Source organism: Bacillus smithii (assembly GCF_001050115.1).
Lineage (GTDB): Bacteria > Bacillota > Bacilli > Bacillales > DSM-4216 > Bacillus_O > Bacillus_O smithii.
This window is the reverse complement of the sequence record NZ_CP012024.1, coordinates 1,304,622-1,330,775: the sequence shown is the minus strand read 5'-3', so window position 1 is coordinate 1,330,775 and position 26,154 is coordinate 1,304,622. Positions and strand designations below refer to the sequence as shown.

The 26,154-nt window shown below is 43.2% G+C and carries 22 protein-coding genes; 1 reads left to right on the top strand and 21 read right to left on the bottom strand.

Annotation, left to right across the window (positions count from 1 at the left end; genetic code table 11):
* From BSM4216_RS06305 to BSM4216_RS06250, 12 genes are all read right to left on the bottom strand, one after another.
* Positions 1-750, bottom strand: a complete 750-nt coding sequence (locus tag BSM4216_RS06305) for a Stp1/IreP family PP2C-type Ser/Thr phosphatase (RefSeq protein WP_003354530.1) — start codon at positions 748-750, stop codon at positions 1-3.
* 6 nt (positions 751-756) lie between these two features.
* The gene (gene rlmN, locus BSM4216_RS06300; protein WP_371836613.1) at positions 757-1,836 is read right to left on the bottom strand and encodes a dual-specificity RNA methyltransferase RlmN; all 1,080 of its coding nucleotides are present in this window, start codon (positions 1,834-1,836) and stop codon (positions 757-759) included.
* Positions 1,837-1,856: 20 nt separating this feature from the next.
* Positions 1,857-3,197, bottom strand: coding sequence for a 16S rRNA (cytosine(967)-C(5))-methyltransferase RsmB (gene rsmB / locus BSM4216_RS06295; protein ID WP_048623132.1), 1,341 nt, complete (start codon positions 3,195-3,197; stop codon positions 1,857-1,859).
* A gap of 1 nt (position 3,198) precedes the next feature.
* Positions 3,199-4,140, bottom strand: a complete 942-nt coding sequence (gene fmt, locus BSM4216_RS06290) for a methionyl-tRNA formyltransferase (protein ID WP_048623131.1) — start codon at positions 4,138-4,140, stop codon at positions 3,199-3,201.
* Positions 4,137-4,622 (bottom strand): peptide deformylase, encoded by a 486-nt coding sequence (def, locus tag BSM4216_RS06285; RefSeq protein WP_048623130.1) that lies wholly within the window; start codon positions 4,620-4,622, stop codon positions 4,137-4,139. Before def ends, fmt begins: the two co-directional genes overlap by 4 nt.
* Before the next feature lie 16 nt (positions 4,623-4,638).
* On the bottom strand, positions 4,639-7,050 hold the full coding sequence (priA, locus tag BSM4216_RS06280) for a primosomal protein N' (RefSeq protein ID WP_048623129.1): 2,412 nt from the start codon (positions 7,048-7,050) through the stop codon (positions 4,639-4,641).
* Entirely contained in the window at positions 7,047-8,261 is a 1,215-nt protein-coding gene (coaBC, locus tag BSM4216_RS06275; RefSeq protein WP_048623128.1) for a bifunctional phosphopantothenoylcysteine decarboxylase/phosphopantothenate--cysteine ligase CoaBC, read from the bottom strand. The genes priA and coaBC overlap by 4 nt, the downstream gene beginning before the upstream one ends.
* A 287-nt stretch (positions 8,262-8,548) precedes the next feature.
* Positions 8,549-8,776 (bottom strand): DNA-directed RNA polymerase subunit omega, encoded by a 228-nt coding sequence (gene rpoZ / locus BSM4216_RS06270; RefSeq protein WP_003354523.1) that lies wholly within the window; start codon positions 8,774-8,776, stop codon positions 8,549-8,551.
* Between the two features lies 1 nt (position 8,777).
* A complete protein-coding gene (gene gmk / locus BSM4216_RS06265) occupies positions 8,778-9,395 on the bottom strand; it encodes a guanylate kinase (RefSeq protein WP_048623127.1) in 618 nt (205 codons plus the stop codon).
* 4 nt (positions 9,396-9,399) lie between these two features.
* Complete coding sequence (gene remA / locus BSM4216_RS06260; protein ID WP_003354521.1) at positions 9,400-9,660, bottom strand: extracellular matrix/biofilm regulator RemA; 261 nt, start codon at positions 9,658-9,660, stop codon at positions 9,400-9,402.
* A gap of 49 nt (positions 9,661-9,709) precedes the next feature.
* Positions 9,710-10,588 (bottom strand): YicC/YloC family endoribonuclease, encoded by an 879-nt coding sequence (locus tag BSM4216_RS06255; RefSeq protein WP_048623126.1) that lies wholly within the window; start codon positions 10,586-10,588, stop codon positions 9,710-9,712.
* Between the two features lie 290 nt (positions 10,589-10,878).
* Positions 10,879-13,560 (bottom strand): calcium-translocating P-type ATPase, SERCA-type, encoded by a 2,682-nt coding sequence (locus BSM4216_RS06250; RefSeq protein ID WP_048623125.1) that lies wholly within the window; start codon positions 13,558-13,560, stop codon positions 10,879-10,881.
* Positions 13,561-13,844: 284 nt separating this feature from the next.
* Here BSM4216_RS06250 and BSM4216_RS06245 point away from each other — a divergent pair, with 284 nt between their 5' ends.
* Entirely contained in the window at positions 13,845-15,551 is a 1,707-nt protein-coding gene (locus tag BSM4216_RS06245) for an Rqc2 family fibronectin-binding protein (protein ID WP_048623124.1), read from the top strand.
* A 38-nt stretch (positions 15,552-15,589) separates the two neighbouring features.
* On the opposite strand, the gene pyrE is transcribed toward BSM4216_RS06245, so the two are convergent.
* The 9 genes from pyrE to pyrR form a co-directional block, all read right to left on the bottom strand.
* Entirely contained in the window at positions 15,590-16,240 is a 651-nt protein-coding gene (gene pyrE / locus BSM4216_RS06240) for an orotate phosphoribosyltransferase (protein WP_048623123.1), read from the bottom strand.
* A 51-nt stretch (positions 16,241-16,291) separates the two neighbouring features.
* Positions 16,292-17,032 (bottom strand): orotidine-5'-phosphate decarboxylase, encoded by a 741-nt coding sequence (gene pyrF / locus BSM4216_RS06235; RefSeq protein ID WP_048623122.1) that lies wholly within the window; start codon positions 17,030-17,032, stop codon positions 16,292-16,294.
* Positions 17,004-17,945, bottom strand: coding sequence for a dihydroorotate dehydrogenase (locus tag BSM4216_RS06230; RefSeq protein ID WP_048623121.1), 942 nt, complete (start codon positions 17,943-17,945; stop codon positions 17,004-17,006). Before BSM4216_RS06230 ends, pyrF begins: the two co-directional genes overlap by 29 nt.
* Positions 17,942-18,721: a dihydroorotate dehydrogenase electron transfer subunit gene (locus tag BSM4216_RS06225; RefSeq protein ID WP_048623120.1), complete on the bottom strand. Its 780-nt coding sequence runs from the start codon at positions 18,719-18,721 to the stop codon at positions 17,942-17,944. The genes BSM4216_RS06230 and BSM4216_RS06225 overlap by 4 nt, the downstream gene beginning before the upstream one ends.
* Entirely contained in the window at positions 18,718-21,936 is a 3,219-nt protein-coding gene (gene carB, locus BSM4216_RS06220) for a carbamoyl-phosphate synthase large subunit (protein ID WP_048623119.1), read from the bottom strand. Before carB ends, BSM4216_RS06225 begins: the two co-directional genes overlap by 4 nt.
* Positions 21,929-23,026 (bottom strand): carbamoyl phosphate synthase small subunit, encoded by a 1,098-nt coding sequence (locus tag BSM4216_RS06215; protein WP_048623118.1) that lies wholly within the window; start codon positions 23,024-23,026, stop codon positions 21,929-21,931. The genes carB and BSM4216_RS06215 overlap by 8 nt, the downstream gene beginning before the upstream one ends.
* Complete coding sequence (locus BSM4216_RS06210) at positions 23,023-24,309, bottom strand: dihydroorotase (protein ID WP_048623117.1); 1,287 nt, start codon at positions 24,307-24,309, stop codon at positions 23,023-23,025. The genes BSM4216_RS06215 and BSM4216_RS06210 overlap by 4 nt, the downstream gene beginning before the upstream one ends.
* Positions 24,272-25,204 carry an aspartate carbamoyltransferase catalytic subunit gene (locus tag BSM4216_RS06205; RefSeq protein ID WP_048623116.1) on the bottom strand — a complete coding sequence of 311 codons (933 nt, stop codon included), beginning with the start codon at positions 25,202-25,204 and terminating at the stop codon, positions 24,272-24,274. Before BSM4216_RS06205 ends, BSM4216_RS06210 begins: the two co-directional genes overlap by 38 nt.
* A gap of 269 nt (positions 25,205-25,473) precedes the next feature.
* Positions 25,474-26,031: a bifunctional pyr operon transcriptional regulator/uracil phosphoribosyltransferase PyrR gene (gene pyrR, locus BSM4216_RS06200; protein ID WP_255287916.1), complete on the bottom strand. Its 558-nt coding sequence runs from the start codon at positions 26,029-26,031 to the stop codon at positions 25,474-25,476.
* Positions 26,032-26,154: the final 123 nt, after the last annotated feature.

Genomic DNA, 26,154 nt, shown 5'->3' with positions numbered 1-26,154 from the left:
TCACCCGCTTTCACTCCCGGCTGTCTGGTGTAAAATCACAATGGTGATATTATCCTCTCCGCCTTCTTGATTGGCTAAGTCAATGAGCGTTTGAGCTTTTTCCGCCAACGGAAGTTCCCCTTTAATCACTTCTTCCATTTTCGCTTCCGAAACTTTATTGGAAAGGCCATCCGAGCAGAGCAGCAAATAATCGCCATCTTCAAAGGTGATGCTTAGCACATCGGCAGCTACTTCCTCCTCTGTCCCAAGGGCTTTCGTCAAAACATTTTTGCGGGGGTGATGTTCAGCATCCTCTTTGGTGATTTGTCCTGTTCTTACAAGTTCGTTCACTAAAGAATGATCTTCCGTCAGCTTTTGAAAGCCGTTTTCATTCAAAATATAACAACGGCTATCCCCGATATTGGCAATCGTGCAGAAGCGGCTTGTGCAAACCGCAGCCACAATGGTCGTGCCCATACCCGAACATTCAATATTTTCCCTTGAGTGGGATAAAATCTTCTCATTCACTTTGACAATGGCCGTCTTTAGCCATTCTTCCGCCTTGTCAGGGGTGGAAATCATCTCTGTTTGCTGCCACTCTTTTTGCAATTCTTTGATCGTCATTTCACTGGCGACATCTCCAGCATTGTGGCCGCCCATTCCATCGGCCACAATGGCCAAGAGGTCACCGGATGAGTTGCGAAAAATTCCGCCGCTGTCTTCGTTATGCTGGCGGACTAATCCTTTATCAGTCTTAAACACTGACTCCATAAGCGGTCACCTCGTTTCTTCTTTCCGCTCCTTAGCGCGGAGTTGCCCGCAAGCAGCGTCAATATCATGCCCGTGTTCACGGCGAATCGTTACATTGATTCCGTGTTTTTTCAACGTTTTCTCAAATTTAAAGATTTGGCTTCTCGGCGTCCGAACATAATTTCGTTCCGGAACATAGTTCACTGGAATTAAATTGACATGACACTTTAGATCTTTGATCAGCTCGGCCAATTCTTCGGCGTGTTCAACCGAATCATTTACTCCGCCGAACAATCCGTATTCAAAGCTGACTCTTCTGCCTGTTTTTTCAATATAATACTTTACGGCTTCGATTAAATCCGGCAATTTGTATGCGCGGTTAATTGGCATTAATTTGCTGCGAAGCTCATTATTAGGAGCATGGAGGGAAATGGCGAAATTAATTTGCAAATTTTCATCGGCAAATTGATAGATTTTCGGTATGATTCCGCTTGTAGAAACCGTAATATGGCGAGCGCCGATATTGAGTCCTTTTTCATGGTTGATAATTTTTAAAAACGAAAGCATTTGATCATAATTATCAAACGGTTCTCCAATTCCCATAATGACGACGGAACTGACCCGTTCTCCCATTTCATCGAGCGCTTTTTGCACATGCACCGCTTGCGCCACGATTTCCCCCGCCTCTAAATTTCTTTTTAATCCTCCTAAAGTTGAGGCACAAAATGTGCATCCAATCCGGCATCCAACTTGTGTGGTCACGCAAACCGAATTTCCGTATCGATGACGCATTAGCACCGTTTCAATAGAAAATCCATCATGCAATTCAAATAAAAATTTAATGGTGCCATCTTGAGAAGTTTGTTGAACAATCGTTTTCAATGTGGTGATAGTAAAGTGTTCCGCCAGTTTATCCCGAAGGCTTTTCGGCAAATTCGTCATTTCTTCAAACGACGTGACCCGTTTCTTATAGAGCCAATCATAAATTTGTTCTGCTCTGAAAGGTTTTTCGCCATGATGGCGGATCCATTCTTTCAACTCAGGCAGTTCCATTGAGTAGATAGAAGGCGGCCTGTCTTCTATCATTTTCTTAGATTTTTTCGTCATCGTGATTGTCTGTTCCATTTTCATTCATCCTTCTTTCTAAAACAGCTGATAAAAAATCCATCTCCGCCAAAATCTTGAGGAAAAATTTGAAGAAAATGTCCCGTTACAAACGGCTGCACCGCTTCCGGCAGATGATCCAACGGCTCGGGTTCAAATTCAGGATGGCGATCAAGAAATCGATTGGCGGTACCTTCATTTTCTTCTTGGTCCACCGTACAAGTACTGTAGATCAAAAGGCCGCCGGATTTCAAAAGAGGTGCCTGGGCGTCCAATATTTCCAATTGTATTTTCTGCAAAGACTGAAGATCTTCCTGTTTTTTGACATATTTTATATCCGGCTTCCGTCTTAAAACGCCTAGTCCAGAGCAGGGGGCATCGACTAAAATACGGTCGAAAGATTGCGGCGGGAACTTTTCTCCTCCTTTACGGCTATCAAGAGGGAGGGAGGAAATATTTTCAAGACCTAATCGAACTGCATTTTCTTCAATCAATTTGATTTTATGAGGATGTAAATCAAGAGCATACACTTTTCCTGTTCCCTGCATTTTTTCCGCCATATGGGTCGTTTTCCCGCCGGGAGCAGCGCAGGCGTCAAGGACAACCATTCCGGGTTCCAGTTTCATGGCGTGCGCTACCAGCATAGAACTTTCATCTTGAATGGTCATCAACCCTTTCTGAAAAGCGGACGATTGGGCTGCGTTCCCTTTCAAAACTCGAATGGCTTCCGGCAAAATCGGACTTTCTTCTGCTGAAAATCCTTCTTGGCGCAAGCTGATTAAAACTTCCGCCCTATCTGCTTTCGTTTCATTCACGCGCACCGTTTGAACAGGAACGGACAAATTGGTTTCACACATCGCTATTGTTTTTTCCAATCCGAATTGACGAATCCAGCGCTTGACAAGCCACTCCGGATGACTTGTCTCAATCGAAATTCGCTTGACTGGATCCGTGATCGCATCTAATGCTGGCAATCCCTTTCGTTGTATGGAGCGAAGCACGCCATTGACCATGCCGGCAATTCCTTTATGGCCCCGTTTTTTGGCTATTTCCACCGCTTCGAATATAACAGCACGGTCAGGAACTTTGTCTAAATACACCATTTGGTACAAAGATAATCGCAATAAATTTCGTACCCATGATTTTAGCTTGTGTTTCAAAAACGGTGCCAAAAAATAATCCAGCGTAAATTTTCTTTGTATCGTCCCATATGTTAATTCTGTCAATAAACCGGCATCCGGACCTGTTAAATCGTATTTTTGAATAGCTGAATTCAGCAATAAATTACTGTATGACTGATTTTGTTCGACTGCTTCCAACAGTTCAAGCGCAGCCTCGCGAACATTTTTCTTTTTTTTCTCCATTTCAATCTCCCAATTTCATTCCAATTTGCAGAGATCCGGCTCCTCTCAAAAACTGTTCTGCTTTCATCCTCTTTTTTCCGGCTGGCTGGAGCTCCGTAATCTTGATGCCTGTTTCATTTCCGGAAGCGACGAGAATTCCGTCATTTTCTATCGCCATGATGGTTCCGGGTTCTTGTTTTTCAGGGAGCGTTTGTTTTTCTCCCCACCAAATTTTCACTATATTCCCATCAAGTGTAGTATAGGCAACCGGCCAAGGATGCAAACCACGTATATGATTGTAAATATCCTCACCCGGCTTGGTCCAATCAATTTTTTCCTGCTCTCGCTTAATATTGTGAGCAAATGTCGCCCGACTCTCGTCTTGCTTAATCGGCGTGATTTCGCCATTTATAATTTTTGGAAGCGTTTTGGAAAGCAATTCGGCCCCTTCCCTGCTTAATTTGTCATGCAAGATGCCGACATGATCCGTTTCTTCGATCGGCACTTCCACTTGGCTGATAATATCTCCGGCATCCAATTTTTCTGCCATATACATGATGGTGATGCCTGTTTTCTTTTTGCCTTGTATGATCGCGTAGTGGATCGGCGCTCCGCCGCGAAGTTCCGGCAAAAGAGAAGCATGAACATTTATACAGCCGTATTTGGGTGCTTCAAGCAGTTCCTTTGGCAAAATTTGTCCGTAGGCTGCGGTCACGACGATATCCGGCTTGAAACTCAATATCGTTCGCAATTCGTCTGAGTTTCTCAATTTTTCTGGCTGGAGAACGGGAATGCCATGTTTTTCTGCTTCTACTTTAACAGGAGGCGGAGTGAGTATTTTTTTGCGGCCAACAGGGCGGTCAGGCTGTGTCACAACCGCTTGAATTTCATAGCCGTCTTCTATTAGCCTTCTTAGAATAGGAACAGAAAAATCGGGTGTTCCCATAAATACAATCTTGATCATTCAGCCTCATACCCTTCCAACGATTCTTTTTCTATATATTTATCTACTTTAGTAGTAAACAAAATACCGTGAAGATGATCAATTTCATGTTGAATCGCCCTTGCCAAAAAACCATTGGCTTCGATGATGAAAGTTCGACCTTTCCAATCTTTTGCCCTTACCTTCACGTAATAGGGCCTTGTCACTTCCCCGTATAGACCGGGAATACTTAAACAGCCTTCTATATCTGTTTGGGTCCCTTTTGTTTCCAAAATTTCCGGATTGACAAGTGCGATCATTCCATTTTCGTCTCCGATATCCACAACTGCTACTTGGAGATCGATCCCGACTTGAGGAGCGGCCAGACCAACCCCGTCCGCCTCTAACATTGTTTCGTGCATATCTTTAATCAATTTTTTTAAATGTTTATCAAAAGATGTCACTCGCTTGCATTCTTTTTCTAATATTTCTGCCGGATAAGTGACAATAGGTAATATCGCCAAAACTTTTCCTCCTAACTTACATCATCACAAACGGATTGATATCCACTGCTATTTGCAAATGAGAATAGGATCCTTGTCCGTTATACTGTTCCAATATCGATTTCAACGTATCGGAAAGCATTGGTTCATGCTTGTATTTTATCAAACATTGATAGCGATATCTATCATTGATCCGAGGAATGGGAGAAACAGTCGGTCCGAGAACAACCGTTTTATTGGAGAGCCGGCTGCGGATGAATTTCGTAATTTTTTCTGTTACGGAGGCTGCCACGAGCGGATCCTCATGGCTGACATTGACAAGGGCCAAATAATAAAACGGAGGATAACTTCCCAATTTTCTCATGATCATCTCCCGCTGATAAAAACGCTCAAAATTTTGTTGACCGGCAAGCTGTATGCTGTAATGTTCAGGGGTATAGGTTTGAACAACCACTTCTCCTTGCAATTCATGCCTGCCGGCTCGTCCGCTCACCTGGGTTAATAGCTGAAACGTTTTTTCTGACGAGCGGAAATCGGGAAGATGCAGCATCGTATCCGCACTTAACACCCCGACAAGTGTAATATTCGGAAAATCCAGCCCTTTCGCAATCATTTGCGTTCCTAGTAAAATATCGGCTTTTCCTTCTGAAAACTGGCGCAGAAGAGTTTCGTGAGCGCCTTTTTTTCGTGTCGTATCCACATCCATTCTAATGACTCTGGCCTCAGGCAGCAGCTTTCCCAATTCTTCCTCTACTTTTTGTGTTCCGGTCCCAAAATAGCGAATATATGGGCTGCCGCATTCCGGGCAAACAGACGGCGCTATTGTTTCATAGCCGCAATAATGGCATTTCATTTCATTTGAAAAATGGTGATATGTTAATGAAATGTCGCAATGCGGACATTGAACGACATAGCCGCAGTCTCGGCACATGACAAAGGAGGAATGTCCTCTTCGGTTTAAAAGCAGCACGGTTTGTTCGCCCTTTTCCACTCTATCTTTTAACTTTTCAAATAGAGACCTTGAAAATATCGAACGATTGCCAGCCCGCAGCTCTTCTCTCATATCGACAATTTCCACTTCAGGAAGATCGCGGTGATTCATACGGTTTTTCAGCGTTAATAAATGGTATACACCTTTTTGCGCCCTCGCGAAACTTTCCAACGAAGGAGTGGCGCTTCCTAAAATGACGGGACAATTAAAATGCTGTGCTCTTTTGATCGCGACGTCCCTAGCATGATATCGCGGAGTTTCTTCTTGTTTATAGCTTGTCTCATGTTCCTCATCAATGATGATGATCCCGATGTTTTCAAACGGCGCAAAAATAGCCGAACGAGCTCCCACCACTACTTTCGCTTCTTTTTTTAAAATTTTCCGCCATTCATCATACTTTTCGCCAATGGACAATCCGCTGTGCAAAACGGCTACATCATCACCAAATCGGCTTTTAAAGCGATGAACCATTTGCGGTGTCAGAGAAATTTCCGGTACGAGCACAATGGCTTCTTTTCCTTTTTCCAGTACCTTTTGGATCGATTGCAAATAAATCTCTGTTTTTCCGCTGCCTGTCACTCCGTATAATAAAAAAGTTTCATGCTTTTCTTCTTCCAAAGCTTCAATAATGGGGGAAATGGCTTTTCTTTGCTCATCTGTCAAAGGAAAGGGACTTGTTTTTTCAAAATCCGTTTGAGCATAAGGATCGCGATATACTTCTTTTTGCTCTTCATACAAAATCCCTTTTTGGATCAGCGCCTGCAAACTGGATGACGTACTGTTTGCATTCTCCAGCAGTTCTTTTGCAGATATCATTTCTCCTGGATGTTGTTTAAACACATCGATCAGCCGTTTTTGTTTGACGGCATTCCCCTTTAAACGGGAAGCGGCTTCTGACAGTTCCTCGGCCGATAATCTCGTGCCAATCATCCGTACTGTCTTTTTGTTTCCTTTGCTTTTCACCTTATAAATCAATTCAACCGTTCCAGCTTTCACCTCTTTTTGTATAGAGGTTAAAAGTCCCGCCTTTTCCCCTTCTTCCCAAGTGATTTCCTTTTTATTCTTAAACAGCTCGGCTACCTTCTCATCCGCTATCTTCTCTTCGTTGACTGCCGCGAATCGCTTTTCGTATTTTGCTTTCATGGCAGCTGGAAGCATCGCTTGATAGGCCGAAACTTTAAAACAAAGCGTCGTTTTCGTCAACCAGTCAGCTAGATCCATCAACTCTTGATTCAGTACCGGAACAACGTCCATTGGCTCTCGAATGGCTTTTAACTGAGGAAAAGACGAATGGTCTTTTACTTTCACTACATACCCTTGCACATTTCTTGACCCGAAAGGCACGATCACTCTCATGCCTGGCTGGATCATTTGACTCCATTTTTCAGGAATCAAGTAATCAAACGGCCGGTCGGTTTGCATGGTTGGTACATCCACAATCACGCTTGCTACGTTCATTTTGATCTTTCCTCTTGAAGCGTTTTGACGATTTCACGAAAGATTTCTTTTGCCAATTCTTTTTTGGACATAAGCCCTAATCGTTTGTTTGAACCGTCTTTTTTATAGATTGTCACAATATTGGTATCTTCCTCAAAGCCGGCGCCTTTTTCGTTCACATTATTGGCAATGATCATATCTGCGTTTTTCCGCTTCAATTTACTCATTGCATATTCATCGAGATTGGAAGTCTCAGCGGCAAAACCAACGAGGAACTGATGATCTTTTCTTTCGCCGAGCGTTTTTAAAATATCTTTCGTCCGTTCCATTTGGATGATCAAATCTCCATCCTGTTTTTTCATCTTTTCATTGGATACTTGTTTTGGACGATAATCGGCAACAGCCGCACTTTTAATGACAATGTCTGCGGACGGAAACTCCTCCAGTACGGCGTCGTACATTTCTTCTGCGTTTTCTATATATTTTACGTTCACACCGATCGGCGGATTTAACGAAACCGGGCCGGAAATAAGCGTTACATCAGCTCCTAATTGATGGGCCTCTTCCGCCAAGGCGTATCCCATTTTTCCGCTAGAACGGTTGGAAAAAAAGCGGACAGGATCTAAAATTTCGCGTGTCGGCCCCGCTGTTATGACGATTTTCTTTCCTTTCAAAGGCTGATTTTTTTCTTTTTCCCAATACGAGCTAATCAACTTGACAATGTTCTCCGGTTCCTCCATCCTTCCTTTTCCTACATATCCGCAAGCCAAATAACCTTCATTTGGTTCTACAAATTGATAACCGTAAGATTGCAGACGTTCAATATTCCGCTTCACCGCAGGATGGTCGTACATATGGACGTTCATTGCCGGCGCTATCCAAACCGGAGCAGTAGCAGCAAGCAAAGTCGTCGAAATCATATCATCCGCTATGCCGTTGGCAAGTTTTCCGATTATATTCGCTGTAGCCGGCGCCACGAGAACGAGATCGGCCCAATCTGCCAGGTCAATATGGGCGATCGATTCGGGATGCTTTTCATCAAATGTATCTGTATAAACATCGTTTCTAGACAGCGCTTGAAACGTTAAGGGCGTGACAAATTTTTGAGCTCCGTTGGACATAATGACTTTTACAGAAGCCCCCGCCTGCGTTAATTTACTGGTCAATGCCGCTGCTTTGTAAACGGCAATGCCACCTGTAACGCATAGTAAGATGTTTTTTCCTTTCAACATTATGAAACCCCCTTCTCTATACCATTGTACCGCTATTGGACAGAAAAGCTTTGTTTTTTCACTCGACTTTGTAAACGAAACATTCCGGATCAAGAAGCAAAACAAAAAACCTCACGGAAATAAAATCGGTTAATGGGCGCCTACAGGTTAAAAGCATCTCTTCCTATTTCAAAATTCCTTCTTCGTATAAACGACTGACTTGTCTATGCTTTTATGTCACACGAATGAAAACCGCTGACATGATTCGACTTTTTTGATTAAGAAAAAATAACAACCTAATAAGGTTGTTATCCTTCATCGGAGTAAGTTGTACCTTCTGTTTTTTCTTTTAAGGTTAAATACTCGGCATCTATTTCTTCCAATGCTTTACCGACATATTTCTGTGAAACATAGGAATCTAAAAGTTCGTCTTCAGGATGATCTTGTAATTGACGCGCTCTTTTGGCGGCAATGCTGACAAGTGAGTATTTGGAATCAATTTTCTTTAATAAAGAGTCAATCGATGGATAAAGCATACTATTCTACCTCCAACATTTTTTTATAATGATGCTGAACTCTTTCACGTCGGCAATGCTCGGCAATAACGATGGCTTTAATGCGTTCGCATGCCTTTTCCACTTCATCATTTTCCACTACATAGTCGTATAAATCCATCATTTCGATTTCTTTGCGAGCCTTTTCCATTCGTCCGCGAATTCGTTCATCATCTTCTGTTCCTCTATTCACGATGCGATTATACAGTTCGGAAAGGCTTGGCGGCGCAAGGAAAATAAATAAGCCATCGGGAATTTTTTCACGTACTTGTTTGGCTCCTTGCACTTCGATTTCCAGAAAGATGTCTTTTCCCGCTTCCAATGTTTCTTTCACATAATCAAGCGGAGTTCCGTAATAATTCCCCACATACTCCGCATATTCAAGCAACTTTCCTTCCTTTATAAGCTGTTCGAATTGTTCGCGGGTTTTAAAAAAATAATCTACACCGTCTACTTCACCTTCCCGAGGCTGTCTGGTCGTCATGGAAATCGAGTATTCGAAATCAACATTTGGGTCTGAAAAAATCGCCTTGCGCACCGTTCCCTTTCCTACACCGGACGGCCCGGACAAGACAATCAACAATCCTTTTTCTTTCCTCATGAAATTATCCTTCCTCCAATTCTTCTTTTGAAACAATTCGATGCGCGACCGTTTCGGGCTGAACGGCTGAGAGTATAATATGACCGCTGTCCATAATAATGACAGCTCTAGTCCTTCTCCCGTATGTAGCGTCAATTAATGAACCTCTTTCGCGCGCTTCCTGAACCAACCGCTTAATCGGGGCGGATTCAGGACTGACTATGGAAATGATTCGATTGACAGAAACAATATTTCCAAACCCAATATTAATCAGCCTGATGGACATGCGGCTCCTCCAATCAATGTTTGATTTTGAACGTAGAAGTTCTGACCTATTACTCAATATTTTGTACTTGTTCTTTCATTTTTTCTAAACAGCTTTTTAATTCAATGACATTTGCCGCGATCTCTGAGTCATTCGCTTTGGAACCAATCGTATTGACTTCTCTGTTCATTTCTTGAATGATGAAATCAAGCCTTCTGCCGATCGGTTCATCTTTCTCCAAAAGCTGTGAAAATTGCTTTATATGGCTGGCTAATCTTACACATTCCTCATTAATATCCGCTTTATCAGCCAAAATAGCCACTTCCGATAAAATTCTGGCTTCATCCACCTCGTTATTGGACACAGCTTCTTTTACTTTCTTTTCAAGGCGTTCTTGATAATGCTTGGACACTTTCGGTGCAAGAGATTGAATTTTTTTAATGACCGTCTGAATTTTATTTAATTGAATCAGCAAATCTTTTTCAAGCTGTTCCCCTTCTAATCTACGCATTTCCAACAAATTTCGAACAGCTTCTTCTATCGTTTGGAAAACAAGTTTTTCAAGTTCCTCGTTTTCTTCCTCTCTTTCTTCTATCGTAATTAATTCTTCTTTACGAAGAAAGTCGCTGATTTGGATTTCGCCATTTAACTGATATTTTTCTTTTATTTTTTTTATGAATTGATAATAATCCTCAATCAAATTCCAGTCAACATGTATTGAACGTTTAAGAGCCCCCGCTCCTTCGATGATCACAAAAATTTCAACACGCCCACGTTTTATGTATTGTCCGAGATATTTTTTGATTTTATCTTCCAGCTTTAATAACTGTCGGGGCATGCGTATCGTAAACTCGCAAAAGCGGTGGTTCACTGATTTCATTTCAACCGTAACCGCATGCTGAGCAGACTCTGCTTTGCTTCTTCCAAAGCCTGTCATGCTAACAACCATCGGTTTCACATCCTATCCAGCTATGAATTTCTCTTTTACGAACAACGTCTATCGAGGAGAGCATTTCACCCTCCCAAATGTCCTTCATCCACAAGGTAATCTTCCGGATTGCTGTCATTCAAGCTTTATGCATTTTTGGGACAGCTGACAATCGGACGCAACCTTCTTATTGATTCAGTCAATTACATATATTGACATGATGAAAAAAGGGTCCATTATGATAAATGTCTTTCTGCAAAAAGAAAAGGTATAGAGGAAATCCTCTGATACCTTTTGGATTATATCACAAATCATTTTCTTTTTCTTGTATAAAAAGAGCCTGCCAAAAGAAATGTCGGTAATGCACTTAGCCCTAATATAAGCAGCCATTCCCTGGGAGGAAGGGTGACCGTTTGAAAAACCGGCTGCAGCGAAGGAATATAGATCACCGCCAGCAATAGAACGGCCGATGAGAGAACAGCCAGAACGAGCCAACGATTCTCAAACGGATTTCGAGAAAAGATCGAATGTTCGCTTCTACAATCAAATACAAGAATCAATTGACTAACGGTTAAAGTGGCAAAAGCAATCGTTTGAGCATAGGCTAAATTTTCCGGATGCTGTTTTCGAGCAACAATAAAAGCGATGATGGTGACAGCGCCAATTAAAAATCCTCTGGACAAAACCTTCCAACCAAGACCACGAGCAAATACCCCTTCTTTTGGATTTCTCGGTTTGCGCTTCATCACATCTTCTTCCGGATGGTCCAGTCCTAGTGCCATGGCCGGAAGTCCATCCGTCACTAAATTGACCCATAAAATTTGAATGGGGACGAGTGGAAGAGGAAAGGCTAAAATCATGGCAAATAGCATCACTAAAATTTCCCCTACATTGGAAGCTAATAAATAGCGAATAAATTTGCGAATATTTTCATATATATTTCTTCCTTCTTGAATCGCTGACTTAATAGTGGCAAAATTGTCGTCCATGAGCACAAGCGAAGAAGCTTCTTTAGCCACATCTGTACCCGAGATCCCCATGGCAATCCCGATATCAGCAGCTTTGATGGCAGGTGCGTCATTGACTCCATCTCCCGTCATCGCCACAATGTGGCCATTATTTTGGAGAGCCCGAACGATTTTTAATTTATGTTCCGGGGAGACTCTGGCGAATACAGCTGTATCTTGAACTACTTCTTCCAGTTCAGCGATAGACATTTGATTAAGTTCCTGACCACTGACCACTTTGGAACGATTATCTAAAATCCCTAATTGCTTGGCAATGGCTCTTGCTGTCATTACATGGTCTCCTGTAATCATAATGGTCTTAATGCCAGCTTCTCGGCACTCTTTGATGGCTTGTCTGACTTCCGGACGAGGCGGATCAATCATTCCTTCAATGCCAATAAAAATAAGCTCTTTTTCCGCTTCTTCTACATTTTGAATAGCTGATTCCCTCTCCTTAAGCGGTTTGTAAGCAACTGCAATATTGCGAAGAGCCATGCCAGCAAAATCACTGATTACGTTGTCTACGATCTTTTTATGATCCCGGGAAAAGTTTACCTTTTTCTCGTTCCATAGAATCGACGAACACTTTTGGATTAACACGTCCGGTGCTCCTTTGGTGATGACAAAACGCTGCCCGCTTTGATCTTTCACCACAACGGACATCATTTTTCGAATAGAGTCGAACGCGAATTCTTGTTCAATTGTGAATTGTTGCGACAAATTCTCCCTTGTCAGGCCCGCTTTCATCGCCGCCACCAATAAAGCCCCTTCCGTTGGATCGCCGTCAATAAAAAAATCACGCTTGTTTTGTTTTAACTCCGCATGATTACATAAAAGTCCGAATGTCAGCAGCTGGTAAAGACTTTTTTCCCGTTGGGGTATGATCCGGACGCCATCTTCAAAAAATTCTCCATTCGGTGAAAAACCTGTTCCGCTTACGGTCCACGTTTTCCCATTCGACCATAAATGGGTCACGGACATTTTATTTTGCGTCATCGTTCCGGTTTTATCGGAACAAATAACGGATGCGCATCCAAGCGTTTCGACAGCCGGCAATTTGCGGACAACGGCCCTTTTTTTAATCATCCGCTGAACCCCCAATGACAAAGCGACTGTCACAATGGCCGGAAGCCCTTCCGGAATCGCCGCAACCGCCAGCGATACGCCAGCAAAAATCATTTCATAAAAACCATGACCTTGCAAAATCCCAATGCCCACCACTAACGCCGTTAAAAACAAAGCGGCGACAATTAATACTTTTCCCAGCTGTTCCAACCGCATTTGGAGCGGGGTAGAAAGGGTTTCGGCATTTTGAAGCAAATCAGCAATTTTTCCCATTGCCGTATTCATGCCGATTGCCGTAACAACTCCGATTCCGTTTCCCCTCGTAACCATTGTCCCCATGAAAGCCATATTCTCTAAATCCCCGATATTTAAATGTTCCCCGTGAATCGATTCAGCGATTTTAGGTACAGGGACCGATTCTCCTGTTAAAGCGGACTCTTCCAATTCTAAGTTATTCGCTTTTAAAATACGGACGTCGGCACCAATTCGGTCTCCGCTTTCGAATTTCATCACGTCCCCGATCACGAGCTCTTTTGAAGGAATTTTTATCCATTCACCGTTCCGGAGCACGTTTACTTTGGGAGCAGATAATTCCTTTAATGCTTGCAAAGATTGTTCGGCTTTACGTTCCTGAAAAAAGCCAAGAAACCCATTCACGATCACGATGGCAACGATAGCGATCGCGTCCATGTACTCCCCCATCAATCCAGACACTAAGGTAGCTGCCAGTAAAACCAATATCATAAAATCTTTAAACTGAGAAATAAACAATTTAAACGCGGACTGGGATTCCCCTTCTTCCAATTCATTAACGCCGAATTGTTTTCTCCGTTTTTCTACTTCTTTTGAGTTCAATCCCTTTTCCAGATTAACATTCAATTTTTTTTCTATATCCGGCCTTTCCATCTCATAGAATTTCATTTCTCTATCACACTCTCCCCTTAAACGTCGCTCTTATAGCAAGGTTATTCAGACTCGTCCAAAAAAATGATATGATTTATTAGAAAAGAGCACTTTTCACGCTTGGAGTTAGTTGTGATGGCAAAAACAAATGAAGGCTAATGGATTTTAATCCATTCATAATTCCCTTGCACAGATTTCTAACAACAACTCAATGAGAGTTTCCATTATAATAATAAAGATTCATAAAAAAGGACGCTCTTACAAGGAACATTAAAATCATATAAAGAAAAGGATGTTTCATTATGTCGTTTGACGGATTATTTACCCACGCCATGATGATGGAGCTGCAAAAAGTACTCACTGGCGGAAGAATTACGAAAATCCATCAACCTTATAAAAACGAAATTATTCTCATCGTCCGTTCCAAAGGGAAAAATTATAAACTGCTTCTATCTGCCCATCCTACCTATGCCAGGGTGCAGCTGACAAATGAGCCGTACGAAAATCCGAAAGAACCGCCCATGTTCTGCATGCTTTTGCGCAAGCACTTAGAAGGGGCTATTATCGAAGAACTGAAACAGAAAGAATTGGACCGTATACTGATTTTTAAGCTAAAAGGAAAAAACGAAATCGGCGATGTTTCTACTAAACAGTTAATCGTTGAAATTATGGGACGCCACAGCAATATTGTCCTGGTGGATCAGCCGACGCAGAAAATTATTGACAGCATTAAACATATTACGCCTGCCCTTAGCCGGTACCGAACCGTATTGCCAGGAAACGAATATTTATATCCGCCTTCCCAAAACAAGTTGAATCCACTGGAGGCGACCGAAGATGACGTGCTTCGTCTCCTCGATTTTAATGGCGGAAAACTCGACAAACAGCTAGTTCAGCACTTTTCCGGTGTTTCACCGTTGTTCGCGAAGGAAGTGCTTCATGAAGCCGGAATTCCTAACCGTACGACAGTCCCGGCTGCCTTTATTCGCCTGCTGCAGCCGCTAAAAGAAGGGCGTTTTCAGCCAATGCTGTGGAAAGGAGACGAAAAAGAGCATTTTTACTGGCGGGATCTCAATCATCTTAAAGGAACCAAGCAGCCGTTTCATTCCCTAAGTTCTCTACTTGACCGTTTTTATTTCGGCAAAGCGGAGCGGGACCGTGTAAAACAGCTGGGCAGTGATTTAGAACGACTGGTGAAAAATGAATTAGAAAAAAATATATCCAAGCTAAAAAAATTGGAAAAAACGCTTCAGGAAGCGGAAAATGCCGATGAGTACCAAATACTCGGCGAATTGCTGACCGCCAATCTGTACGCCGTTCAAAAAGGAATGACGGAAATTGAAGTCATCAATTATTATGATGAAAACGGAGAAAAGGTCACCATTCCTTTGGACCCGAAAAAAAGTCCGTCGGAAAATGCCCAGTCTTATTTTTCGAAGTATCAAAAAGCAAAACATGCATTGGTCGTTGTAAACGAGCAAATCGATAAAACAAAGCAAGAAATTCAATACTTTGAAAATTTGCTTCAGCAGCTTGAATCCGCATCCCCGAAAGACATTGAAGAAATCCGCGAAGAATTAGAGGAAGAAGGCTATTTGCGGATGAAATCGAAAGCGAAGAGAAAACAAGGAAAAGAGAAACCAATGATCGATACTTACACAGCCAGTGACGGAACGATTATATTAGTGGGCAAAAACAATAAACAAAATGATTATGTCACAACGAAACTCGCTCGACGAGATGATATTTGGCTGCACACAAAAGACATTCCCGGTTCCCATGTTGTGATTCGCCATAATAACCCATCCGAAGAAACGCTGTTGGAAGCCGCCAACCTGGCCGCTTATTTCAGCAAAGCAAAACATTCCAGTTCGGTACCGGTGGATTACACGAAAATTCGTTATGTCAAAAAACCGAACGGTTCAAAACCTGGATTTGTCATCTATGACAATCAGCAAACCATTTATGTTACACCGGATCCTGATTTAGTGGTGAAATTGAAAAAATAAGGAAGAGTCGCTCTCTTCCTTATTTTTTCATCTATGTATTACGATTGTACCATCGGCCAATGCTCAGGATTTTCCCGCCATTGACGAAGAGTCTCTAAATCCGTGGGTTGAATCGCTCCTTTTTCTAAAGCAACTTCCATTAGCGCTGAATAATTGCTTAAACTATAAGCTTTTAAATTGGCTTCATCAAGCAGCTGCTTTCCTATTTCAAGTTCATAAGTAAAAATCGACACGACTCCAAGCACCTCGCATCCTGATTCTCGCAAGACGTTAGCTGCTTGAATAGCGCTTCCTCCTGTCGAAATTAAGTCTTCTACGACCACCGTTTTAACGCCCGGCTGTACTTTTCCCTCTATTTGTTTCCCTTTTCCATGGCTTTTCGCTTTTGAACGAACATAGCACATGGGCAAATCGAGTAGATCGCTTACCCAAGCCGCATGAGGAATGCCCGCTGTCGCAGTCCCGGCAATGCATTGTACTTCTGAAAAATGTTTGTTAATCAAAGAAACGAGTCCTTTCGCAACTTCTTTTCGCACCGCCGGATAAGAGAGGGTAAGACGATTGTCGCAATATATGGGCGATTTTATTCCTGAGGACCATGTAAATGGATCGTTTGGTTGCAAATAGATGGCTTCAATATTGAGAAGCTGTTCTGCTATTCTTTTACTTTGTATATGATCGTTCTGCATGTGACTGTTCTCCTCTCACCATTTTTACAGCTTTTTTTCAGATCTGCTGGTTTATAGACCAGAATTTCTAACAAGAGGCTTTGAATAATCATTCCATAGTTTTTTTACCTGTTGATATGCATGTAGAGGATCTGGAGCTTTAGTAATCGGTCTTCCCACCACGATCATGCTTGCACCAAGTTGTCTGGCGGTTTTCGGATCTGCCACACGACTTTGATCATGAGATTGATCTGTTTGCAAGCGGATTCCCGGTGTCACCTTTAGAAATTCGGCTCCACATGCTTCCGATATTTTTACTGCTTCATGTACAGAGCATACGACTCCGTTGCAACCAGCCGCTTTTGCCAGCTTTGCATAATGGACCACTGATTCCTCCAGCGAGACAGCAACAAGCTGTTCAGACTGCATCTCAAGTTCACTTGTTGACGTAAGCTGGGTGACGGCCAATAACAGTGGGCGCGATTTCCCTGCCGGCGTTCCGGCTTCTAACCCTTCCAAAGCCGCTTCCATCATCCGTCTCCCGCCCGCTGCATGCACGTTGACCATATCCACTCCGAGATTCGCCAAGCCTTTCATCGCTTGTTTGACCGTATTAGGGATATCATGGAGTTTTAAATCCAAAAAAATTCGATGATTCTCTGCTTTTAATGCTTCGATGATGACTGGTCCATTCTGAAAATAAAGTTCCATTCCCACTTTTACATACAATGGCTTCCCGGAAAACGGCGCCAAAAATGCTTTTGTTTGATTCCAATCGGAAAAATCAAGAGCCAATATAGGTTCTGTTTCCATGAGACTTCCAGCTCCTTCCCGTCAATTCGCTGATATGATCAATTCCTTTAGAAGCCACATAGTCTTGCAGCTGATCAATGAGTTTCGGGCAAATAAACGGATCAACAAAATTCGCTGTACCGATGGCCACTGCGCTGGCCCCCGCATAAAAAAATTCGAGAATATCATCGAGCGAGGAAATACCGCCCATTCCAATGATCGGAATATGGACATGCTGGCTCACTTCATAGATCATCCGCACCGCAATCGGTTTGACAGCGGGACCTGACAAACCTCCGGTGCCGTTTGCCAATAGAGCCCTTCCAGTATGGATGTCTATCTTCATGCCTAAAAGCGTATTAATCATCGTAATACCGTCCGCTCCGCCTTCTTCTACTGCTTTTGCTATTTCCACAATATTGGTGACATTAGGAGACAATTTCACATATACCGGAACTTCGGATACTTCTTTCACTTTTTTCGTCAGTTCTTTTGCAATTTCCGGTACCGTCCCAAAAGCAATCCCGCCTGTTTTAACATTCGGACAAGAAATATTCAGTTCCAACGCTTTCACGTTGTCCACTTGTGAGATGGCTTCAGCAACCGTTACATAGTCTTCCATTTCCGATCCGGCGATATTGGCGATAATCGGCACATCAAATTGTGAGAGCCATGGAAGCTCGTCACTGATTACTTTTTTTAATCCCGGATTTTGCAGCCCAATGGCATTCAACATTCCCGAAGGTGTTTCTGCTACTCGCGGAGTCGGATTTCCAAACCTTGGTTCCGGTGTGGTCGCTTTGATCATAATCGCTCCCAACTGATTCAAATCATATAACTGACTGAACTCTCTTCCAAATCCGAAGCAGCCTGAGGCCGGCATCACTGGATTTTTCAACTCTAAACCTGGCAATTGGACATGCAATGGATTCACAATACAACCTCCCCAATCGGGAACACCGGACCATCGCTGCATATTTTTCGATATTCCGTTCCCTTTGGATCATTACTAGGATGGCAAACACAGGCAAAACAGGCTCCGATTCCGCAACCCATCCGCTGTTCAAGGGAAACGAACCCCCGATCGGCCGGATTTTCCTTTTCAAGAGCTTTCAGCATCGGGATCGGACCGCAAGCATATAAAACATCTCCTTTTACAGAAAACTGCTTGATGGCATCTGTGACAAATCCTTTTATTCCAAGCGAACCATCCTCCGTCGCCATATAGGTTTCACCTAAATCACAAAATTTTTCCATATAAAAAGCACTCTCTTGATTTTGAAAACCAAGAACATGGATGACATGAACATTTTTTTCTTTAAGTCGTCGCGACAAATCATAAAGAGGAGGCACTCCGATTCCTCCGCCGACGAGAACGGCGGTTTGACCAGATTCGATCGCTTCCAACGGAAAGCCGTGGCCGAGAGGGCCCAGGACATCGATTCTTTCCCCCGCTTTCTTTTCGGAAAGAAGTCGTGTCCCTTCCCCGCCCGCTCGATAAATAATGGTAAACTGTCCCAAATGTTGATGAACCGCAGCAACACTGATGGGCCGCCTCAAAAGGGGTGCAGTCCCGCCGTTGATACGGAGATGAACAAACCTTCCCGGTTCGTCCATCTCCTGAACCAATTCGCCTTCCATTGTTAATTCATAAATATTCTTGGCAATTTGTTGTTGAGAAACAATGGTCATAAACTCTTGTTTGATCACGCCATCACCGCCTCGATGTGTCCTTTCATTTTTGTTTTCGGCATAGCTTCCATCGAAAAAGTCATCGATTCCAGCACTCTCAATATCGCTTCCGCTGTATCTAGCGACGTTAAACATGGAATGCCGTTTTCCACCGCTTCACGCCGAATTTTAAAGCCGTCGCGCTGCGGCTGCTTTCCTTTTGTCAACGTATTAATGATAAACTGCGCTTGTCCTTGACGAATGACATCCAATATATCCGGCTGTTTCGAGCCTATTTTTCCTACCGTTTCTGCTGAAATGCCTCCCATTTGCAAATATTTGGCTGTACCGCTTGTCGCCAGAAGTTTAAAGCCAATGGCCGCAAATCGTTTGGCTAGTTCCAACGTTTCTTCCTTATCCTTGTCCGCAACGGTCAATAAGATGGAACCTTTTTGCTGAATTTTGATTCCGGAAGCAAGCAGCCCTTTATAGAGCGCTTTTTCCAATGTGACGTCTTTCCCCATCACTTCCCCGGTTGATTTCATTTCCGGTCCAAGTGTTGTATCCACTTGGCGCAGCTTCGCAAAGGAAAAAACAGGAACTTTTACATATACACCCTTTTGTTCTTCAGCTAATCCTGTAGAATAACCCATTTCTTTTAAATTCGTTCCCAAAATGGCTTTTGTCGCCAAGTTTGCCATTGGAATATTCGTGATTTTGCTTAAAAACGGCACTGTGCGGCTTGAACGCGGATTGACTTCCAGAACAAATACATCTTCCTTGGTCACCACATATTGAATATTCAGTAAACCGATAATGTTTAAACCTTTTGCTAATTTAATCGTATAATCGACGATTTTGTCTTTCTGTTCTTTCGTCAACGTTTGCGGCGGGTAGACAGCAATGGAATCACCTGAATGGACGCCGGCACGTTCAATATGCTCCATAATTCCCGGGATGAGCACATCGTTTCCATCCGAAACGGCATCAACCTCGATTTCTTTTCCTGTTAGATAACGATCAATCAGCACCGGATGTTCTGGATTGATTTTGACAGCATTTTTCATGTAATGAAGCAATTCCTCTTCATGATAAACGATTTCCATGGCACGACCACCTAACACATAAGATGGTCTCACAAGAACCGGGTAGCCGATTTCAGCTGCGATTTTCACTGCTTCTTCTGCGGAGAAGGCCGTCTTTCCAAGCGGTTTCGGAATGTTGAATTGATCGAGTGCGATTTCAAACTTGTCGCGATCTTCCGCACGATCAATGTCTTCCAGAGATGTTCCTAAAATGTTGACTCCCCTCTCCACTAATGAATCTGCCAAGTTAATAGCTGTCTGTCCTCCGAATTGGACGATAACTCCTTCCGGTTTTTCCAAATCAATAATATTCATGACATCTTCAATCGTGAGCGGCTCGAAATAAAGTTTATCCGAAATGCTGAAATCAGTGGAAACCGTTTCCGGATTGTTATTAATGATAATCGCTTCATACCCTGCTTCTTGAATGGCCCAGACAGAATGGACCGTCGCATAATCAAATTCCACTCCTTGACCAATTCGGATGGGTCCAGATCCGATTACGACCACCGATTTCCGACGGGTGACAATCGATTCATTTTCCTCTTCATACGTTCCATAATAATAAGGAGTTTCCGACTCAAATTCGGCAGCACACGTATCGACCATTTTATAAACCGGAACAATCCCGTATTGTTTTCTCCAGTCATATACTTCTTTTTCAGTCACGTTCCACAGTTTTGCAATAGTCGCATCGGCAAAGCCCATTTGTTTAGCTTTCTTCGTTTTTTCCACATCAAACGGGTGGGCTTTTAATACAGATTCATAGGATACAATGTTTTGAAGCTTCTTTAAGAAAAAGAGATCGATTTTGCTCCATTCATGGATGGTTTCAATCGAAATCCCCCTGCGAAGAGCTTCGCCAATGCAAAACAATCGTTCATCATCTGCTGTTTTAATTCGGGTCGCCAATGTTTGCTCATCCAGTCCCGCCAACTCTTTCCGTTCTAAATGGAACACATTGTTTTCCAGGGAGCGGACGGCTTTTAAGATGGATTCTTCAAACGTTCTTCCAATCGCCATTACTTCTCCAGTCGCTTTCATCTGCGTTCCGAGAATGCGGTTTGCCGATTCGAATTTATCAAATGGCCAACGCGGAATTTTAGAAACGACATAATCAAGGGCCGGTTCAAAACAAGCGTACGTTTTCCCGGTCACAGGGTTCTTTATTTCATCAAGTGTTAATCCAACAGCGATTTTGGCCGCCAATTTGGCAATGGGATATCCCGTTGCTTTTGAAGCGAGCGCCGACGAGCGGCTAACGCGTGGATTCACTTCGATGATATAGTAATGGAAACTGTTCGGATCAAGCGCCAGCTGGACATTGCATCCGCCTTCGATTTCTAAAGCGCGGATAATTTTTAATGACGTATTGCGAAGCATTTGATATTCGCGGTCGCTAAGTGTTTGGCTTGGCGCTACAACGATGGAATCGCCTGTATGAATGCCGACCGGATCGATGTTCTCCATGTTGCAGACAACGATGGCATTGTCATTGGAATCACGCATGACTTCATATTCGATTTCCTTATACCCGGCGATACTTTTTTCTACCAAGCATTGATGAACCGGGCTTTTTTTCAGTCCTCCTGATACAATTTCAATGAGTTCTTCCTCGTTATGGCAAATTCCGCCGCCGGTCCCGCCAAGTGTATAGGCAGGACGAACAATGACCGGATAACCGATTTTTTCCACAAAGGAATAGGCTTCTTCCAAAGTGTGGACAATCTCGCTTTCCGGAACCGGTTCGCCCAATTCTTTCATCAGATTGCGGAACAATTCCCGATCTTCTGCTTTTTGAATGGCGGATAGCTTCGTCCCTAAAATTTCCACTCCGTACTGTTCTAACACGCCTTCTTTCGCCAGTTCGACAGCTAAGTTCAAGCCGGTTTGACCGCCAAGCGTTGGCAAAATGGCGTCAGGTCGTTCTTTTTGAATCACTCGGGTCACAAACTCTAAAGTTAAAGGCTCCATATACACAACATCGGCAATTTCAGTATCCGTCATAATGGTCGCCGGATTTGAGTTGACTAGAATGACCCGATAGCCTTCCTCTTTCAAAGCCAAACAAGCTTGCGTCCCTGCATAGTCAAATTCTGCTGCTTGACCGATAATAATCGGGCCGGATCCAATTACTAAAATGCTTTCAATATCTGTACGTTTAGGCATGGAGAGTCTCCTTTCCAACATGTTGATAGTTTTCCATCATGCGCATAAAACGATCAAATAACGAATTATCATCTTCCGGACCCGGTGAGGCTTCCGGATGGTACTGAACGGTAAAAGCCGGATAATCTTTGTGCTTCAACCCTTCGATCGTTCCGTCATTCAGAGCAATATGGGTGATTTCCAATCTTGTATTTTCAAGAGAAGCCTCGTTTACGGCAAATCCGTGATTTTGGGAAGTTAAGGCGGTTTTTCCTGTTTCTAAATCTTTTACAGGATGATTGGATCCTCGATGGCCGAATTTTAATTTGAACGTATCTGCACCGCAAGCTAATGCAAATAGCTGATGTCCCAGGCAGATGCCGAAAACAGGCACTTTTCCAAGCAGTTTACCGACGGTTTCAATGGCTTCAGGAACGTTTTTCGGATCTCCCGGGCCATTGGAAAGCATCACACCATCCGGCTTATATCGAAGAATGTCTTCTGCAGTTGTATTGTATGGAACAACGACAACATCACAATTTCGTTTGTTTAGCTCCCTTAAAATGCCGTGTTTCATCCCAAAATCCATCAGCACCACGCGAAATCCTCGACCAGGGCTCGGGAATGGAGCTTTAACCGATACTTGTTTTACTTGATCGGTTGACAGTTTCGTTTCTTTTAAACGAGCAATGACGCGATCAGGAGATTCGTTTTCGGAAACAATCGCCCCTTTTAATGTGCCGTATCGGCGGATAATTCGCGTTAGTTTTCTCGTGTCCACCCCTGATATGCCGGGAATGTCTCTATGTTTCAAGAATTCATCGATCGACCATTCACTCCGCCAATTGGAAGGAAAGTCCGCGGCTTCTTTTACGATCAATCCTTTTACCGCCGGATGGATCGTTTCAAAATCATCTCGGTTTATGCCATAATTTCCAATGAGCGGATAAGTAAATGTGACGATTTGACCGCAATAAGAAGGGTCGGACAGCACTTCTTGGTAACCTGTCATCCCTGTAGTAAATACGACTTCTCCAATCGTTTCTTTTTCGCTTCCAAACCCTTCACCGATCATGATGGTCCCATCTTCTAAAATAAGCTGTTTCTTCACGCGTAAATCCTTCCTTCCTGCCAAACTATTTTTCCGTTTACGATGGTTGCGACTGGCCAACCTTTGCATTTCCACCCTGCAAACGGAGTATTCCGTCCTTTAGAAGCAAAATGCTTTGGCTCAATTTTCTTTTCCAAGTTCAAGTCAATGATCACAAGATCTGCGGGAGCTCCTTCCTCAAGCTTCCCATATGGCAAATGAAACACTTCCGCCGGTTTAATCGTCATCCAATCGACTAGCTGTTTTAACGTAAAAATGCCTGTTTGAACATATCGTGAATAAAGCAGCGGGAAAGCTGTTTCCAGACCGACGATCCCGAAAGGAGCTTTTTCAATCCCTGCTTGTTTTTCCTCCATTGTATGCGGAGCGTGGTCTGTTGCTATACAGTCAATGGTTCCATCTAAAAGCCCTTCGATTAAAGCTTCACGATCTTCTTTGCTGCGAAGAGGAGGATTCATTTTAAAATTAGCGTCAAGCCCCGGAATGTCTTCCTCTGTCAACAGCAAATGATGAGGCGTTACTTCCGCCGTCACACGAACACCCGCTTTTTTGGCATCCCGTACGGCTCTTACCGATTCTTTCGTACTGATATGGCAAACATGGTAGTGGCATCCCGCTGCTTCAGCGAGCAGCACGTCCCTTGCGATATGTACCGCTTCACATACGGAAGGGATTCCTTTCAAATGATGTTTTTTCGCAAACGTGCCGTCGTGGACGACTCCTCCGAAAATTAAAGTATTCTCTTCGCAGTGGGCGACAATCGATGCTTGAACGGCCGCCGCCTTTTTCATTGCCAAAAGCATCATTCCTGCATTTTGAACACCAACCCCGTCATCGGTAAAGGCAAATGCTCCTTCTTTTTGCAAACTTTCAAAATCCGTCAATTCCTTCCCCGCTTCATTGACAGTAATCGAGGCATAAGGGAGAACGCGCACATAAGCTTTTTCCTTAATTCGCTTCTGCAATTCTTGCATCCGTTCCACCGTATCGGGAACCGGCTTTGTGTTAGGCATGGCGCAGACGGTCGTAAATCCTCCTCGTGCCGCGGCGAGCGTACCGGTTTCGATTGTTTCTTTCTGTTCTCCGCCCGGCTCACGTAAATGAACATGGACATCGATAAAGCCAGGCGCAACCAAATTTCCTCCAGCGTCCAAAATGGTTTCATCGAAAGCGGTCAGATGCTCTCCCATTTCGGTTATTTTTCCGGCTTCCACGCGAATATCGACGATTTTCATTTTACCGTTTTTACAAAGAATATTGCCATTTTTGATCAGCAGCTTCATTGGCCATTCTCCCTTCCAACACTTCTTTTAAAACAGCCATGCGGACATAAACTCCATTTTCCATTTGCTTAAATATTCTTGATCTTCTACATTCAACTAAACGATCATCGATTTCAACGCCTCGATTAACGGGAGCGGGATGCATGATGATGCTTCCCGGTTTCATTCTTTTCTCGCGTTCAACGGTCAGGCCGTACAATTCGTGATATTCCTCTGTTGAAAAAGAGGTATGTTCGTTATGACGTTCATGCTGAATTCTTAAAAGCATCAGCACATCCACCTCAGGAATCAAATCGTCGATCGCTGCAAATTCACCCGAATACAAGAAATCCTGATCAAACCATTCTTTCGGACCTGAATAAAAAACATTCGCTCCCAGTTTTCTTAATGCCTCTGCGTCGGAACGGGCAACTCGGCTGTGACGAATATCGCCGACAATTCCAATCTTCAATCCTTCAAAACTTCCAAACTCTTGCTGAATCGTAAATAAATCCAGCAAACTTTGAGTCGGATGCTGCCCGCATCCATCGCCTGCGTTAATAACGGGGATATTCACTTTTCCAATTAAGTGGCGATAGTATTCATCTTCTTCATGGCGAATCACAACCGCATCCACTCCTAGTGATTCCAAAGTACGGACTGTATCATAAAGAGTTTCTCCCTTTAATACGCTTGAACTTCCCGCTTCAAACGGTATCACTTCAAGTCCTAATTTCCTCTCGGCCATCTCAAAGCTGCTTTTTGTTCTTGTGCTCGGCTCAAAAAATAAGTTTGCGATAAAAGTTTGATTGTCAGGTTGCCAGCGATAGCCTTTGCTAAAATAATCGGCTTGCATTAATATTAACAAAATTTTATCTTTATGCAAATCCTTAATTGATACTAAATTTTTTAACATGCGCTCTGCACCCCTTAAATTTCGTTTTTTTGCTTGAATAAAAAAGTTTTTCTTTTTTCGTTCGAATCATCCAAAAATATTGTGTTTTTTGATATTTGTTTTTTTATACAAGCATAAAAAAACCTCTTTGCAGCTAAACGCCGACAAAGAGGTAAGCAAAATCATGCGCTCGCTGTTCGATCTCCCATACACGGTACCGAAATCAGCAGCGCCGTCATTCATTCTGCCCTTTGTCAGCCTCTCTGGACTGCATTTAAAAGGGAACTTATTTAGTTTTCAATCCGTTCATGGATCGTTACTCTCTCGTGTTGATCTACCTCCTCCAGCTCTACTACAATTTTTTCATGAATGGAGGTAGGTATGTTCTTTCCGACATAATCCGCTCGAATGGGCAATTCCCTATGTCCTCTGTCCACAAGAACCGCCAGTTGAATCTGAGCAGGACGCCCCATATCCATTAAAGCGTCCATCGCTGCTCTCACTGTTCTTCCCGTAAAAAGAACATCGTCTACTAATATCACTTTACGATCAGTGACATCTGTCGGAATATCCGACCCTTTTACCTGTGGCTCCTTACGATTAGATTTATACGTGAGATCATCTCGATATAAAGTGATGTCCAGCTCTCCGACCGGAACACTCTGTCCCTCGATTTCCTCGATTTTTTTTGCTAGTCTGTTTGCGAGATAAATGCCTCTCGTCCGGATGCCGACAAGCAAGCAATTATGAATACCTTTATTTTTTTCGATAATTTCATGGGCAATTCGAGTCAAGGACCTGCGTATGGCAGGCTGATCAAGCACCATCGCTTTTTGCATCGGACTCACCTTCTCTCTTTTTTTGGAAACGGCACAAAAAAAACTCTCATCGTCAGGATGAGAGGATTCATTTCGAAAGCATATCTTGTCAAAGTGATTACGATCATTTCCGTTTCCTTCTCAGCCTCACGG